Source organism: Flagellimonas baculiformis, from assembly GCF_033441575.1.
In the GTDB taxonomy this organism is placed as follows: Bacteria; Bacteroidota; Bacteroidia; order Flavobacteriales; family Flavobacteriaceae; genus Flagellimonas; species Flagellimonas baculiformis.
Window position 1 is genome coordinate 253,749 of record NZ_JAUZVW010000002.1, and the last position, 16,228, is coordinate 269,976.

A 16,228-nucleotide genomic window follows, 5' to 3' on the forward strand; every position below is an offset into this window, starting at 1 on the left:
CATATAAAAAGGTTTCTAAAACATCAAATTTTAGCTTTTGGACTACCTTTGCCGCAAAAGTGATCACCTCATTATGTTCCAGATAGGAAAAACCATTGTGTCCGAAGAGATATTGGAGAACGACTTCGTCTGCAACCTGAATGCCTGCAAAGGAGCTTGCTGTGTGGGAGGCGAGTATGGTGCGCCGTTGGAAGATTCGGAAACCGACAAGCTCGTCAACATTTTTGAAGAGGTAAGGCCCTTTTTGAGACCTGAGGGCATCAAGGCCATTGAGGAGCAAGGAGCCTTTGTGGAAGGGGAGGACGGAGACTGGGAAACCCCCTTGGTGAACAACAATGAGTGCGCCTATGTGATTTTCTCAGATTCAGGAGTGGCCAAATGTGGCATAGAGGCAGCCTACGAGGCCGGTGCCACAAAATGGAAAAAACCCGTGTCCTGCCACTTGTACCCCGTTCGGACACGCGAATATTCGGAGTTCACGGCGGTCAACTACCACAAATGGGAAATATGCGACCCCGCTTGCAGCTTGGGAAAAGAATTGAAAGTGCCCATTTACAAATTCGTGAAGGACGCATTGATACGAAAATTCGGAAAGGCATGGTACCGGGAACTGGAAGAGGTAGCTGAGGGGAAACCTAAATTGTAGGGATGTCCAGCACCACCTTGGTGCCGTTCGGGACCCCGTTTTCGTCAAAAAGATCTACCAAGGCCACCTCAAACTTGTTCTGGTAATCCTTGGAAAAATTGGCCAAGCGTTCCTTGGTAATGTGGATACCGACCGACTTTCTTTTCAATACCCTATTTTCCTTGTTGGCCTCAGCGGCCAATCGGCCCACACCATTGTCTATGATCTCTATGGTCACATGGCCCTTGTCCTTCTTGCGTACATTGACGTGAATCTTCTTCTCACCATCCTTTGGGGAAAGCCCATGCCATAGCGAGTTTTCAAGAAAGGGTTGCAAGGTCAGCGAAGGAATCTTGATGTTGTCGATGAAAATATCCTTGTCCACATCGATTCGGAAATCGATCTCATTGGAGAATCGTATGTTTTCAATGTTCATGTAGAGTTCTACGGTTTCCAGTTCCTCTGCCAAGGAAATTTCCTTTTGGGAAGATGCCTCCAGAATTTTCCGCACCAGTTTCGAAAACTTGTTCAGGTAGTGTACCGCATTTTTTTGTTCATTGTTGATGATGTACAACTTTATGGAATTCAATGAGTTGAACAAAAAATGTGGATTCATCTGGCTGCGGAGCATTTTTTGCTCCAACGTAAGCACCCTTTTCTCATTCTTGCTTTGGTATTGACGGTATAGGATGTAGAGAATCGAAGAGATCAACCCTACGATCAGTGCACTCACCAAAAGAGTCGTTTGGTTCTTTTTCAAGCGGAGCCGTACAATCTCATTTTCCTTGGCCAATACGGAAATCTGGTTGTTCTTTTTTTCAGCTTCGTACCGGACGATGATATCGTTCATGTACCTCAAGTTGGTGGCACTGGAGATCTCAGCATCGTATTCATCTGCCTTTTTGTAGTACTCGTAGGCTTTTTTATAATCCCCTCTTGTACTCTCAAGGTCGGAAAGCTTTTGGTAGGCATACAGGATGCTACTGGGAAGGTTGTGGTTTTGGGCCATTTCAAGGCCTTCCTCGAGGAACTCCCTTGCCTTTTCATAATTGCCCAATTTGGTATGCACCCATCCCGTATTGATGAATATGGAAGGGGTGATGAAAAAGTCCCCGATCCGTTGGGAAGCTTCCAACAAGGGTTCCAACAGCACCAAAGCGGCATACGGCATTTCTTGTTTGAGATAGATCTGTGCCAGACTGTTCTTGCAGATGATGCTTCCGTATTCCGAGCCTATCTCCTCGTTGTAGGCAAGGGATTTCCGGTAGTTTTCCAGAGCACCTTCCAAATCCCCCTTTTCCTCCAAACAATCCCCAATGTTCTGATGGTTGATGGCCAGTCCCAGTTTGTTGCCCAGTTCCTCTTCCAGTTTCAGTGCCCTTCGGAACTGCATGATGGCAAGGTCGTACTGTTCCAGGGTCTGGTACAGGTTTCCAATGCCGTTCAGGGCCACATTGATGCTCCTTTTGATATGGTTGGAAGGATTTTCTACTGCTTCGGCCAATTCCAGTGCCCTTTGATTGTAGTCCAGAGCCGTTTTTATGGCATCGGTCCTTCTATAGACCACTCCGAGCATGTTCAGGCTGAGCACCCGGAGTTCGGTGTTGTTCGCTTCTTCGGAAGCGGCCAGTGCCTGTTCGTGCAGATCTACGGCTTTTTTGTATTGGGAAATGTTCCGGTATTTGGATCCCAATTGGTTCAGCGCATAGGCCTGTCCTTCCGGATAGTTGTTTTCTTTGCTGAATTCGGCAAAATAGCGCAACAGCGTCGTATCGTTTTTCTCCGAATCCAGATGTTCGTCCAAGGATTCGTAGGTCTTGGGACGCAACTGGATGATGGCCTCGACCTTTTCCACAAAATCAGCTGGAACCTCTTGCCCCTTCGAAAGCTGAAAAACGAAGAGGAACAATGCAAATGCCAGAGTAGTTCTTGGTACTCGATGTAGGTTTTCGATCTGTTTGAACTTTGTCTTAGGCACGTATATAGGGGAAGGTTACAGCATATCCAAAAAGTCGGATTTTTTCTGCCGGGATACGGGAATTTTATGATTGGATTCCAAGACCACATACCCATCCGTCTTCAAGAACTCCTTGATTTTGTTCAGGTTGATGATGTAAGAATTATGGATCCGGAAAAAACTGCTTTCTGGCAAGAGCGAGTTCACTTCCTTTAGTTTTTTGGTAAGCAATATTTTCTGGCCATCCTTTAGAAAAATGGTGCTGTAGTTCCCGTCAGATTCGGCGTAAAGGATCTCATCACTGTTGAGGAAAAGTAACTTGCCGTCCGTGTTGATGGTGATTTTCTTGCTGTGCGATTCCGAATTGAAATTCAACAAGATCTTTTCCAGTCTATTGATGGTGAGGTTCTTGGAGTTGTACCGCTTTATTTTGGCGATGGTGACCTCAAGGTCGTCGGAGTCTATGGGTTTCAAGAGGTAATCGATGGCCTCGTTCTTGAGCGCCTGTAGGGCATATTGGTTGTATGCTGTGGTGATGACCACCGGAAAATCCTTGTTCTTCAGGTTTTTGATGAACTGGAACCCATCCATGGCCGGCATTTCTATGTCCAAAAAAAGGCAGTCCGGGGTATTGCGCTCCAGATATTCCAATGCCTCGTGCGCATCGGTAAAAGATGCAACAATGTCCACTTCGTCGCTCAAATTGGTCAGTTCCCAACTCAAACTTTGTAGGGCCTTTATTTCATCGTCCACAATTACGGCTTCTAGCATACTACAGGTATAGGTCCTACCAAATTTAGGATTATTCTGTTTACACCACTAAAATTATGTGCTAATGGATAAGTAACACGTATAACTGGCACAAAATGCCGATTTAGGGGATAAAAACCCCATTTTTGGGTGTCTTGCATGTCCTGAAAAGGCATATGGCAATGATGAAAAACCAGTTATACACAAAAAAGCACCGTTTATACATACGCTGCGAAAGGGGCATTTTTGTTCTTTAACTTGGCGGTGTCAAAAAAATGAATGATTGACAAAAGCAGCTAGAGATGAGAAAATGTGCAGTTCTTTTTGTGATTTTGATCGTTGCTTTGATCGTTGCCGCGGTATCTGAACGTAAACCAGTGAAGATACAGACAGAATGGGAGAAGGTCATCGCCAAGAAGTGACGGTCCCAGGCAAAACGCTCTTGAACAATATTGTATTACCAAACATATGTACGGCCGCAGCAATCAAACTCTTGATTATAGAAACCGCTTGCAAGAAAAAATCTCCGGTTTGGCCAAGATCTGGATTTGGTTATAGGTTTCGGGGGAACTACCTATTTCAAAAAAAGATCGTTTATACGTCGAACAGGGGACAGGCCGTACCTTTGGTAATATGAAAGGGGAGAAGTGTTTCTTCCCAAAAATACAAGACCAATCAGTATAGAATCCAATATACTTTTTGGTCTTTTTTTATGGCGCCCCACAATCGAAAAAATCTTTCCACATGGGCGTCTTTTCCCAGCCCAAGAAACATCGCTGGCGACCCAAGATTTCAACATTTGGTGTTAAAAACTTTGCCCCTGTTTCAATGGTGCGCCCTTTACATTCTAACAACATTTTTAAATCTTTGTTGACCTTTTGAACCCTTCCGAACTATAAAACTTTTAGAACGAGCTATTATGTCCACAGCAACAGAGCCCATTTTGCAGGAAAACAAAGATAGATTTGTGATTTTCCCCATTCAGCACCATGACCTTTGGGAGTGGTACAAAAAATGTGAGGCCTGTTTTTGGACCGCGGAAGAAATAGACCTACACCAGGACCTAACGGACTGGAACACCAAATTGAATGACGACGAGCGCTATTTCATCAAGCACATCCTCGCGTTTTTTGCCGCTTCGGATGGGATAGTGAACGAGAACCTTGCGGAAAACTTCGTGAACGAAGTGCAGTATTCGGAGGCCAAGTTCTTCTATGGCTTCCAGATCATGATGGAGAACATCCACTCGGAGACCTATTCCCTGCTCATCGACACCTATGTGAAGGACGAAAAGGAGAAGAACGTGCTCTTCAAGGCCATCGAGAACTTTCCGGCCATCAAGAAAAAAGCGGATTGGGCCCTCAAATGGATAGAATCACCCAGCTTTGCCGAGCGTCTCATCGCCTTTGCGGCCGTTGAGGGGATTTTCTTCTCAGGTGCCTTCTGTTCCATCTTTTGGTTGAAGAAAAGAGGCTTGATGCCCGGGCTCACCTTTTCCAATGAGCTTATCTCCAGGGACGAGGGCATGCACTGCGACTATGCCGTTCACTTGCACAACAAGCACCTGGTGAACAAGGTGCCAAAAGAGCGCATCACCGAGATCATCGTGGATGCACTCAATATAGAAAGAGAGTTCATCACGGAATCGCTCCCCGTGAGCCTTATCGGGATGAACGCCAAATTGATGACCCAGTACTTGGAGTTTGTCACGGACAGATTGTTGGTGGAACTGGAATGCGAAAAAGTTTACAATGCCACCAATCCGTTCGATTTTATGGACATGATCTCGCTCCAGGGCAAGACCAATTTCTTTGAAAAACGCGTATCCGAATATCAAAAAGCGGGCGTGTTGAACAAGGAAAGTGATTCCGATTCGCAGAAGATCAGTTTCGACGCGGACTTTTAAGGGACAAAAAGAACCATGACCCCAAGAACACCCCTTTCTTGAGGGTCTTATAGGCCTTAACCTAAAAATGTTAATTTTTTTAACAAGGCTGTGGAAGAACCAACAGTATCAACAATAATATTCGTAGCGACATGTATGTAGTAAAAAGAGACGGTAGAAAAGAGCCAATAATGTTCGATAAGATCACGGCCAGGGTCAGAAAACTTTGTTATGGACTCAACAATCTGGTAGATCCCGTAAAAGTGGCCATGAGGGTCATCGAGGGACTGTATGACGGTGTCACCACCTCCGAGCTGGACAACCTGGCGGCGGAAATAGCGGCGACCATGACCACCACGCATCCGGATTATGCAAAACTGGCTGCGCGGATATCCGTTTCCAACCTGCACAAAAACACCAAAAAGTCCTTCTCCGAGACCATGAAGGACCTCTACGAATATGTCAACCCCAGGACCGGAAAAAAGGCGCCCCTGCTTTCCGATGAGGTATATCAGGTGATTGCCGAACATGCAGAACAGCTGGACTCCACCATTATTTATAACCGTGATTTTGGCTACGACTATTTTGGGTTCAAGACCTTGGAACGTTCCTACCTGTTGAAGATCAACGGGAAGATAGCGGAGCGACCCCAACAGATGCTCATGAGGGTGGCCGTGGGAATCCATCTGGATGATCTGGATGCCGTGGTGGAAACCTACGAGCTGATGTCCAAAAAGTATTTCACCCATGCCACGCCCACGCTCTTCAACTCAGGAACCCCAAAACCCCAGATGTCCTCCTGCTTCCTTTTGGCCATGAAGGACGACAGCATTGATGGGATCTATGACACCTTGAAACAAACAGCAAAGATTTCCCAGTCTGCAGGAGGAATTGGCCTATCCATTCACAATATCAGGGCCACGGGATCATACATTGCCGGGACCAATGGGACCTCCAACGGTATTGTGCCCATGCTCCGTGTGTACAACGACACGGCTCGCTATGTGGATCAAGGCGGCGGAAAACGGAAAGGGAGCTTCGCCATATACGTGGAACCTTGGCATGCCGATATTTTCGACTTTTTGGAACTTAAAAAGAACCACGGTAAAGAAGAGATGCGGGCACGTGACCTGTTCTATGCCATGTGGATTCCCGATCTGTTCATGAAGCGGGTGGAAGCCGATGGGGAGTGGACCTTGATGTGTCCCAACGAATGTCCAGGGCTTTTCAGTACCCACAGTGAGGAATTTGAGGCACTCTACACCAAATATGAGGCCGAAGGGAAAGGCCGCAAAAAGATAAGGGCCAGGGACCTTTGGGAGAAGATATTGGAATCCCAAATTGAGACAGGCACCCCCTATATGCTCTACAAGGATGCCGCCAACAGGAAGAGCAACCAGAAAAATTTGGGAACCATACGTTCCTCCAACCTCTGCACGGAGATTTTGGAATACACCTCCCCTGATGAAGTTGCGGTGTGCAACTTGGCATCCATAGCGCTGCCCATGTTCGTGAAAAATGGTGAGTTTGACCATAAGGAACTCTTCAAGGTCACCAAGCGCGTCACCAGAAACCTGAACAAGGTCATCGATAGGAACTTCTACCCAGTGGAGGAAGCCAGAAACTCCAACATGAGGCACCGGCCGATAGGACTTGGTGTGCAGGGCTTGGCAGATGCCTTCATCATGTTGCGGATGCCCTTTACCAGCGACGAGGCCAAAAAACTGAACCAAGAGATTTTTGAGACACTGTACTTTGCCGCGGTAAGCGCTTCCATGGAAATGGCCCAGGAAGAAGGACCCTATTCCACTTACGAAGGTTCCCCGATATCCAAGGGCGAGTTCCAGTTCAACCTATGGGGCATCAAGGACGAGGAACTGTCCGGCCGTTGGGATTGGGACAAGCTCCGAAAAGAAGTGATCAAACACGGGGTCAGGAACTCCTTGTTGGTGGCTCCCATGCCCACAGCGTCCACATCGCAGATATTGGGCAACAACGAGTGCTTTGAACCCTATACTTCCAACATATACACCCGTAGGGTACTTTCCGGGGAGTTCATTGTGGTGAACAAGCATTTGTTGGAAGATTTGGTGAAACTCGGCCTTTGGAACGAGAACCTAAAGCAGGAGCTCATGAGGGCCAATGGTTCCGTTCAGGGCATAGATGCCATCCCAGAGGACATCAAGGAGCTGTACAAGACCGTATGGGAGCTCAGCATGAAGGACATCATCGATATGAGCAGACAACGCGGTTATTTCATTGATCAAAGCCAATCGCTGAACCTGTTCATGGAGAATGCCAATTATGCCAAGCTCACCTCCATGCATTTCTATGCTTGGAAGAGCGGTCTCAAAACGGGCATGTACTATCTCCGTACCAAGGCAGCGGTGGATGCCATCAAATTCACGTTGGACAACACCAAGAAGCAAGAAGTCCCCGTTGAGGTGGAGGCCGAAGCAGCATCGGCAGCAGTGGCGCAGGAGATTACTGTGGAGGCCATTTCTGCGGAACAACAAGAAATTGACATACAGCCCATGACTCCTGAAGAAATGCGGGAAATGATTGCACGGGCCAAGGAAGGCCAGGCAGACGACGACTGCCTTATGTGCGGTTCATAGCATAGTTGGCACTGGACTTTATCAGTGCATGTGATAGTGTTTATTGATCAGATACCCCGGAACGTTCACCCCACTTGGAACAATTCCGGGGTATTTTTTTGAAAAGATTCGGGCACAAAAAAACCTCCAATTTTATTGGAGGTTTTTATATCCCAAAAAGAGATTGAACTTATAAGGACCAAGCTTTTCCGCCGGTCAATGTGTTGACATCTTCACAGGCAATATACTCCGCTGGTATAGGCAAATAGGCCAATACCTCTTCACCTACATATTCTGATGATTTATAGGCCCAAGTGCCCATATCCCTCAGGTCGTTGGCAAAGGAGAAGTGGGAAATATCATCTTCCAATGTGGCCTCGCCACCTTGCATAATGGCTTCCATGTAGTTGTTGATGGCTTCGGAATGGGATTCCTCTTCCTCATCGCTACGTTTTCTAAGATAGGTTTGCAAAACAGGTTCTATGTCCGCAGGCTCTATGTCCATCAGGGTCTCTTTTCCTGAATCTGCCAGCACCTTGTCGTAGAACTTGTTCATTCTCATTACCACAAAGTCCCTCTGTTCCAATGGCATCACCTCATCCAAGAAAGCATCGATAAAGACATGGACGTTCATTTCAGTGGCAGAAGGAGTGTCTGTTTTGGGAAGGATGACGTCCAGCGTCTGGGCGAGGGCATATCCTTTTTCCTTATCCAGAAAACTGGGGACCCACTCGGCATAGGCCGGTTTGTCCTTGCAACTCTGGAGCAGTCCCAATAGGGTCGGGGTGGCCACGGCATAACCAAAGGCTAATCCCATATTCTTAAGTGCAGATCTTCTTTCCATTATATATTTCCTTTTTTGAGTTCTTGGGCGGCATGGTTTGCGGCCCTTGCTGTAAACGCCATATACGTCAACGATGGGTTCACACAACTTGCAGAGGTCATAAAAGCGCCATCCGTTACATACACATTCTTGCAGGTATGGACTTGGTTGTACCCGTTCACCACAGAAGTCTTGGGGTCGCGGCCCATACGTGCTGTACCCATTTCGTGGATACCCAATCCTATGGCATAAGGGTTGTCGTAGGGAGTGATGTCCCTAGCCCCTGCTTTTTCAAGCATCTGTACCGCTTGGTCCTGCATGTCCTTGCGCATGTTCAGCTCGTTCTGTCTGATTTCCGCATCGAAGGTAACGGTGGGCAATCCCCATTTGTCCTTTTTGTCATAATCGAGTACCATCCTGTTGTCCTCATAGGGAAGGATCTCCCCGAAGGCCAACATGTTCATGTTCCAACCGCCCGGCGTGAGTACGGCATCCTTGTAGCCTTTTCCATAAGAGGCCTCGGCGACCAAATCCTCATAATCGCCCCTGCTGGCACCGCCTTGGTAGCCATAGCCCCGGGTAAAGTCCTTCATATTGGAGTCGCCGCCTACGTTCCTGAACCGGGGCACGTAAATGCCGTTTGGCTTTCTACCTTTATAATACTTATCGTCAAAACCGTCGAATTTGCCACTGGCACCTACCAAGAAATGGTGGTCCATGATGTTCCTGCCCAACTGATCGGAATCGTTCCCCAATCCGTTAGGGAACCTGTCCGATCTGGACTGCATCAAAATGGAAGTGGAGGCCACGGCCGAAGCACAAAGGAAAATGACCTTTGCCTTGAACTCATGTTCCTCTTTGGTTTCCCTGTCGATGACCTTTACACCGGTCGCTTTTTTGGTATTCGGGTCATATATGATCTCGTGTACAATGGAATCCGGTCTCAAGGTCATGTTCCCTGTCCTTTCCGCAGCGGGCAAGGTAGAGGAAACACTGCTGAAATAAGCCCCAAAAGGACATCCCCTGATACAACGGTTCCTGAACTGGCAACGAACACGTCCGTCACCCTCAAATTTTTTATCACTGTTGATGTGTGCCACCCTTCCGGCAGTGATCACACGGCCACCGAAATGCTCCGCTACCTTGCCCCTTACATGGTCTTCCACACAATTGAGTTCCATCATGGGTTCAAATTGCCCATCAGGTAGTTGGGGCAATCCCAAGGTTTCACCGGATACACCGATGTAACTCTCCACTTTATCATACCAAGGCGCAATGTCCTTGTAACGTACGGGCCAATCGACGGCAATGCCTTCGTTCTTATTGGCCTCAAAATCAAGATCGCTCCAACGGTAGCTGTGACGGCCCCACATAATGGAACGGCCTCCCACGTGGTAGCCCCTCATCCAATCGAAGCGCTTGACCTCATTATATGGGTGCTCCACATCGTTCACGAACCAATGTTTGGATTCTGCCTTCACAGTATATCCTGTCCTGGCTTGTTTTTCTTGTTGTTTGGCTTCTTCCCGTGTAGGTTGCCCAGCATGTGGGAAATCCCAAGGATCCAGATTGGCCGTTGGATAGTCCTCACGGTGTTTGACCATTGGACCACGTTCCAAGACCAAGGTCTTGAGCCCATTTTCGCACAGTTCCTTGGCAGCCCAACCGCCACTGATGCCCGTTCCTACCACGATGGCATCATAGGATTCCTGCTCCTGGTTGTAATAAAATTTACTCATTTATACGGATTGTTTATTTGCTAAATGTATTAATTATTAAATTAATTTTCTACATTTAATCCCTATGTTTATTGAGAATTCACCACTATAACGTTATAGTTTTTGGATTCCATGTGAAATTTATCAACCTAAAAATATGAATAGAAGAAGTTTAGCCCAAAAAGCTGTTTTGCCGGTAATCGCAATCGTTTTACTGGGGATTTATTCCTGTAAGCAGAACCCGAAAAAGGAAGTTGTCGAAGAAGAGACGGCCCAAGAGATGACCGTTGAACAGACCGAGTCAGACATCAAACTTTCGTTGGCCCAGTGGTCCCTGCACAAAATGATCCTGGAAGAAGGGGTGGATCCCTATACCTTTGCCGAAAAAGCCAAAGCATGGGGCTTTGAAGGTCTGGAATATGTGAGCGGGCTCTATTATAAGGAACTCCAAGCGGCCAACTTTTCCGAGGAGGCCATGAAAAATTGGGTGGAAAAGAGTAAGGCCGAAAGCGAAAAGCACGGCTTGAAGAACCTGCTCATTATGATAGATGGGCAAGGCGACTTGGCGGCCACGGATGAAAAAGAAAGAAAAGCTGCCGCGGAGAACCATCACAAATGGGTGGATGCTGCCGCTGCACTGGGCTGCCATTCCATCCGTGTCAACCTGAACGGAACACAGGACCCAGAACTGTGGGTGCCCGCATCGGTGGATGGACTTACCCAATTGGCCACCTATGCCAAGGGCAAGAACATCAACATCATTGTGGAGAACCATGGTGGACCTTCCTCAAACGCAGGCTTGTTGGTGGAGGTGATGAAAAAAGTGGGGATGGACAATTGTGGCACACTGCCCGATTTTGGAAATTTCTGCATCAAAAGGGAAGCTGGCGATTATTACGAGTCCAAATGTCTGGAGGAGTATGACAAATATAAAGGAGTGGAAGAAATGATGCCCTACGCAAAGGCCGTGAGTGCCAAATCCTATAGCTTCGATGCCGAAGGCAATGAGACCCGGGTAGATTATGAAAGAATGATGAACATTGTGGAGGAAGCCGGTTATTCCGGTTTTGTGGGCGTAGAATATGAAGGCAGCGAATTGAGCGAGGAAGAAGGGATTTTGGCCACTAAAAAGTTATTGGAAAAAGTGATTGATTCACCCGAATAATCCGAGGGTCCATGAAGGGATTTTTACAACAGCTCTTCGATTACAATTTCCATTGTAACAAAAAAATCATCCAACAATGCGGTAGTCTGGACAAGGTTCCTGAAAACTGCCAGAGGCTCTTCAGCCATATTTTGAACGCCCATCATATCTGGAACCACAGATTGTTGGGCAGGCCCAGTGAATTTGGTGTTTGGGACGCACAACCTTTTGAAAAGTGGGAAGAGGTACACTACGAAAACCAGCGTACCTCTTTTGAAATTGTGACCAACACCGAGGATTTTATGAAACGGGTGGAATATGAGAACAGCCAAGGCAGGACCTTTACCAATGAGACCAAGGACATCCTTTTTCATATCATCAACCATTCCACGCACCACAGGGGCCAGATCATGATGGAACTGCGTGCCTCTGGAACAGTGCCCGAACCGTTGGACTACATATTTTATAAACGATAAATACCGACTCAACAACACATATGAACAGTAAGACCAAACTCCAACTTTCCTTTATGATGTTCCTCGAATTTTTTATTTGGGGAGGTTGGTTCGTGTCGCTGGGGACGTTTTTGGGAAATAACCTTCAAGCCACGGACGCACAGCTTGCCATGGCTTTTTCCACACAATCCTGGGGCGCCATCATAGCACCGTTCATTATTGGTCTGATAGCCGACCGATACTTCAACGCCGAACGGATTTTAGGGGTTTTGCACCTCATGGGTGCCGTGCTGATGTACCTGATGTACCAAAGCACCGATTTCGCTACTTTTTATCCGTATGTACTGATCTATATGATTCTGTATATGCCCACGCTGGCCTTGGTGAATTCGGTATCATTCAACCAAATGACAGATCCCGCCAAACAATTTTCATTTGTACGGGTCTTTGGTACGATCGGATGGATCGTTGCCGGACTTTTGATCAGTTATGTTTTTTTCTGGGATTCACCGGAAGGTAGGGAGGCAGGTCTGTTGAAGAACACCTTTTTAATGACGGGGATTGCTTCGGCACTTTTGGGCCTTTTTAGCTTCACGTTGCCCAAGACCCCTCCAAAAGTGAACAGGAATGAAAAAGTGGATATTTCCGAGATATTGGGACTGGATGCCCTAAAGCTTTTGAAGGACAAAAATTTCCTCTTGTTCTTCATATCTTCTGTGTTGATATGTATCCCTTTGGCATTTTATTACCAAAATGCAAATCCGTTCCTTGCCGAGATCGGTGTGGAAAACCCCACAGGGCTCATGACCATTGGACAGGGTTCCGAGGTGTTGTTCATGTTGCTGCTTCCCTATTTCTTTAAGAAATTCGGGTTCAAGAAAACCATATTGGCAGGCATGCTGGCCTGGACCGTACGCTATTTGCTTTTTGCATATGGGGATACCGGGGAGCTTTTGTTCATGCTTATAATCGGCATAGCCCTCCACGGAATCTGCTATGACTTCTTCTTTGTCTCAGGGCAGATTTATACAGATACCAAAGCAGGGGAAAAATATAAAAGTTCTGCACAGGGACTGATTACTTTGGCCACCTATGGTGTAGGTATGCTCATTGGGTTCTGGGTCGCTGGAAAAATAGCAGATTATTTTAAAATAGAAGGCGTGCACGATTGGCAGAATATATGGATGTACCCAGCGGGCTTTGCACTGTTGGTGGCCATACTGTTCATCCTGTTCTTCAAAAATGAAAAAATAGCCTATAAATCATAAAAAACAGGACCATTATTAATAAGAGACATAACAAATAACGAATACAAACCATGAAAAACGTAAATAAGAACCAACTTTTTGTGGCGGCCTGTATATCCTTGGTCGTTACCTCCATGACCTTTGCCATCAGGGCGGGCATATTGACCCAGTTAGGGGAAGAATTTGAAATTTCCAACCAACAATTGGGCTGGATAAACAGTATGGCCTTTTTGGGCTTTCCCTTGGCCATGATCTTGGGAGGTCTCCTCTACAATAAAGTAGGGGCGCGCAAGCTGATGGTGACCGCTTTTGTCTGTCACCTTTTGGGGTTGATCCTCACCATAGTGGCAGGAGGCTTTTGGACCCTCATCATTTCCACATTTTTCATTGGTTTTGCCAATGGTTCCGTGGAGGCGGCCTGTAATCCCATGATTGCCGATATGTACACTAAGAATCGGACGGCCATGCTCAACAAGTTCCATGTTTGGTTTCCTGGGGGAATCGTGATAGGTTCCCTTATCTCCAAGTTCATGACGGATTTTGGAATGGGGTGGCAATTGCAGATTGGGGTAATGCTCATCCCTACGTTCATTTATGGATATATGTTTTTCAAACAAGAATTCCCGGAAAGCGAACATATCGAAACCGATACGGCCAAGAACATCAAATCCCTGGCAGATCCATTGTTCATCTTTATATTGCTTTGTATGACCCTTACCGCCATTTCGGAATTTGGGCCCCAGCAATGGGTCGAGCGTATTTTGGGCAATTCAGGCGCCAGCCCCATGTTGGTGTTGGCCATGGTCACCGGAATTATGGCCATTGGCCGCTACTTTGCAGGCCCCATAGTTCATAGGATCAATCCCATCGGTGTGCTGCTGTTGTCCGCCATTGTCACTACTGCCGCGGTCTATAGCATGAGTATTGCCGAAGGTTCCATGATTTATTTGGCGGCAGTTCTTTTTGCGTTGGGAGTTTGCTATTTTTGGCCTACCATGATCGGTTTCACCTCCGAGTACCTTCCGAAGACAGGTGCATTGGGAATGTCGTTGGTCGGCGGGGCCGGAATGTTCGCCACATCCATATGGCAGCCTGTGATCGGCGGATGGTTGGACAGTGCGAAGGAAAGCGCAGTGGCTTCTGGACTCACCGATCAGGTAGCAGAGCTTACCGCGGGCAAGGCCACTTTGGGAAAAATGATGTTCTTCCCATTGGCAGTGGCCGTTTTGTTCGCCATTTTGTTTTTGTTCCGAAAAAAACTGGAAGAACGAAGAGTGCCGCAAGGCCATGTTTCTGAGGAAATAGTTTAATCAAATAGTAAAACATAGAAAATGCCAAAAAAATTAAGACTTGGAATTCTTGGAGGAGGCGGTGATTCCCTCATTGGGGTGTTGCACAGAGTGGCCTCTTTCATCAATGACAATTATGAAATTGTAGGAGCGGTCTTCAATCCAGACCATCAGGAAAGTTTGAATTTTGCAGAGGAGATAGACATCCCCACCAATCGTATCTACAAGGATTTTGATACGTTGATCACAGAGGAGATGAAGCTTCCGGAAGATGAGCGCATACAGGTGTGTTCCATCCTTACGCCCAATTTTCTCCATTTCCCCATGGCCAAGAAGCTCCTGGAAAACGGGTTCCATGTCATCTGCGAAAAACCGATGACCACCACTTACGAAGAAGCCAAGATACTACAGGACACTTTGGAAAGTGCGGGCACCGTTTTTGCCGTGACGCATACTTACACGGGCTACCCGATGGTGCGCCAGATGCGGGAGATGATCAAGGATGGGGCCATCGGCAAGATCCACAAAGTGGACGCCCAATACTATCAAGGTTGGATGAACCCCATTATCCATGACAAAGAGAAACGTGGAACGGTTTGGAGACTCGACCCCAAAAAGGCGGGCATCAGCTCCTGTATGGGAGATATAGGTGTCCATGCCTTTAATATGATCGAGTTTACCACGGGTCTGCAGGTACAGTCCATTTTGTGTGATTTCAATTATATCTATGATGACAATGTGATGGATTTGGACGGCACCGTGCTCATCCGCATGGACAAGAACGTGAAAGGGGTCATCAGGGCGAGCCAAGTGGCCACTGGGGAAGAAAACAACCTTACCATCGCCATTTATGGACAAAAGGGAGGATTGAAATGGGAACAGGAAAACCCAAATTACCTCTACAGATTGAACGATCCAGAGCCATTGCAGGTGTACAAGCCGGGCCATGCATACAATTCCAAACTATCACTGGACGGAACCAAGCTGCCCCCAGGCCACCCAGAAGGCATCTTTGATGCCATGGCGAATATCTATTTGGGCGTGGCAAAGGCCATTCGCGGAGAAAAATACAACAGTGGGGAATTCCCGACCATGTTGGACGGCGTGCGCGGGCTCAATTTTATTGAGAACACCGTGGCCTCCCACAAACAGGGCAATATTTGGGTGGATATGGATTGACCTAAAAAGGTTTCATGTCAGTTCGAGCGCAGTCGAGAACAAAAGAGGTTTCGACTGCGCTCAACCTGACAACTTTCTAACATAGGAGACCTCCTATTTTTTATATAACATTTCAAAGGTTTCAAAGACCACGATCATACTCTCCTTTGGAGTCTTGTCGAATTTGGCAAGCTCACGCGTAAAATGCTCCCAATGGACTTTTTGCCAATGTGCCAGGCTTTTGTCGCCAACACCTTCCAAACGGGCATGTTCTTCTCGAATGGCAAAATAGGGAATCAACTTCACCGAGGTGGTCCGAATGACGCACTTGGCAGTTCCTTTCCAGTCCGTGACCACATAAAAATCACCGATTTTGGGCAATTTTTCGTTCCGTAACTGGATTCCCTTCAAGGAGTGGGAAGTCGCCCTTTTGATTTCCTTGCATACCAATTCGGCGCAGGTATCCGCATCCTTTTCATTGTCAGAAAAGTGAATGACCTTGGGCGCATCCTCGGAGGCAAATTCCAGATGGGCATCCAAAAAATCGCCCCAAAGATTTCGGGCAGAGGCATTTTCCATA

At 47.1% G+C, this 16,228-nt stretch carries 13 protein-coding genes; 8 read left to right on the top strand and 5 right to left on the bottom strand.

The features are described from left to right. Nucleotides 1-73 precede the first annotated feature (73 nt). Entirely contained in the window at nucleotides 74-646 is a 573-nt protein-coding gene (locus tag SD450_RS03820; protein WP_318343308.1) for a DUF3109 family protein, read from the top strand. Here SD450_RS03820 and SD450_RS03825 read toward each other — a convergent pair. Next, nucleotides 636-2,603, bottom strand: coding sequence for a tetratricopeptide repeat protein (locus tag SD450_RS03825; RefSeq protein ID WP_318343309.1), 1,968 nt, complete (start codon nucleotides 2,601-2,603; stop codon nucleotides 636-638). The two genes, SD450_RS03820 and SD450_RS03825, sit on opposite strands and share 11 nt — an antisense overlap. Before the next feature lie 15 nt (nucleotides 2,604-2,618). Beyond that, complete coding sequence (locus tag SD450_RS03830) at nucleotides 2,619-3,353, bottom strand: LytR/AlgR family response regulator transcription factor (RefSeq protein ID WP_318343310.1); 735 nt, start codon at nucleotides 3,351-3,353, stop codon at nucleotides 2,619-2,621. Nucleotides 3,354-4,251: 898 nt separating this feature from the next. Here SD450_RS03830 and SD450_RS03835 point away from each other — a divergent pair. Both SD450_RS03835 and SD450_RS03840 read left to right on the top strand, forming a co-directional pair. After that, nucleotides 4,252-5,238, top strand: a complete 987-nt coding sequence (locus tag SD450_RS03835; protein ID WP_318343311.1) for a ribonucleotide-diphosphate reductase subunit beta — start codon at nucleotides 4,252-4,254, stop codon at nucleotides 5,236-5,238. 131 nt (nucleotides 5,239-5,369) lie between these two features. After that, entirely contained in the window at nucleotides 5,370-7,835 is a 2,466-nt protein-coding gene (locus tag SD450_RS03840) for a ribonucleoside-diphosphate reductase subunit alpha (protein ID WP_318343312.1), read from the top strand. Nucleotides 7,836-8,004: 169 nt separating this feature from the next. Here the strand turns inward: SD450_RS03840 and SD450_RS03845 are convergent, their stop codons facing one another. Beyond that, nucleotides 8,005-8,658 (bottom strand): gluconate 2-dehydrogenase subunit 3 family protein, encoded by a 654-nt coding sequence (locus SD450_RS03845; RefSeq protein ID WP_318343313.1) that lies wholly within the window; start codon nucleotides 8,656-8,658, stop codon nucleotides 8,005-8,007. After that, nucleotides 8,658-10,376, bottom strand: a complete 1,719-nt coding sequence (locus tag SD450_RS03850; RefSeq protein ID WP_318343314.1) for a GMC family oxidoreductase — start codon at nucleotides 10,374-10,376, stop codon at nucleotides 8,658-8,660. Before SD450_RS03850 ends, SD450_RS03845 begins: the two co-directional genes overlap by 1 nt. A gap of 136 nt (nucleotides 10,377-10,512) precedes the next feature. On the opposite strand from SD450_RS03850, the gene SD450_RS03855 reads away from it, so the two are divergent. From SD450_RS03855 to SD450_RS03875, 5 genes are read left to right on the top strand one after another with little or no spacing between them, the layout of a single operon-like run. Beyond that, nucleotides 10,513-11,520, top strand: a complete 1,008-nt coding sequence (locus tag SD450_RS03855; protein WP_318343315.1) for a sugar phosphate isomerase/epimerase family protein — start codon at nucleotides 10,513-10,515, stop codon at nucleotides 11,518-11,520. Between the two features lie 11 nt (nucleotides 11,521-11,531). After that, a complete protein-coding gene (locus SD450_RS03860) occupies nucleotides 11,532-11,975 on the top strand; it encodes a DinB family protein (protein WP_318343316.1) in 444 nt (147 codons plus the stop codon). Nucleotides 11,976-11,995: 20 nt separating this feature from the next. Further along, nucleotides 11,996-13,222: a nucleoside permease gene (locus tag SD450_RS03865; RefSeq protein WP_318343317.1), complete on the top strand. Its 1,227-nt coding sequence runs from the start codon at nucleotides 11,996-11,998 to the stop codon at nucleotides 13,220-13,222. A 50-nt stretch (nucleotides 13,223-13,272) separates the two neighbouring features. Beyond that, nucleotides 13,273-14,511 carry an MFS transporter gene (locus SD450_RS03870; RefSeq protein ID WP_318343318.1) on the top strand — a complete coding sequence of 413 codons (1,239 nt, stop codon included), beginning with the start codon at nucleotides 13,273-13,275 and terminating at the stop codon, nucleotides 14,509-14,511. 21 nt (nucleotides 14,512-14,532) lie between these two features. Next, complete coding sequence (locus SD450_RS03875; protein WP_318343319.1) at nucleotides 14,533-15,669, top strand: Gfo/Idh/MocA family protein; 1,137 nt, start codon at nucleotides 14,533-14,535, stop codon at nucleotides 15,667-15,669. A gap of 93 nt (nucleotides 15,670-15,762) precedes the next feature. Here the strand turns inward: SD450_RS03875 and SD450_RS03880 are convergent, their stop codons facing one another. Continuing rightward, nucleotides 15,763-16,227, bottom strand: a complete 465-nt coding sequence (locus tag SD450_RS03880) for an ASCH domain-containing protein (protein ID WP_318343320.1) — start codon at nucleotides 16,225-16,227, stop codon at nucleotides 15,763-15,765. Between the last annotated feature and the right edge of the window lies 1 nt (nucleotide 16,228).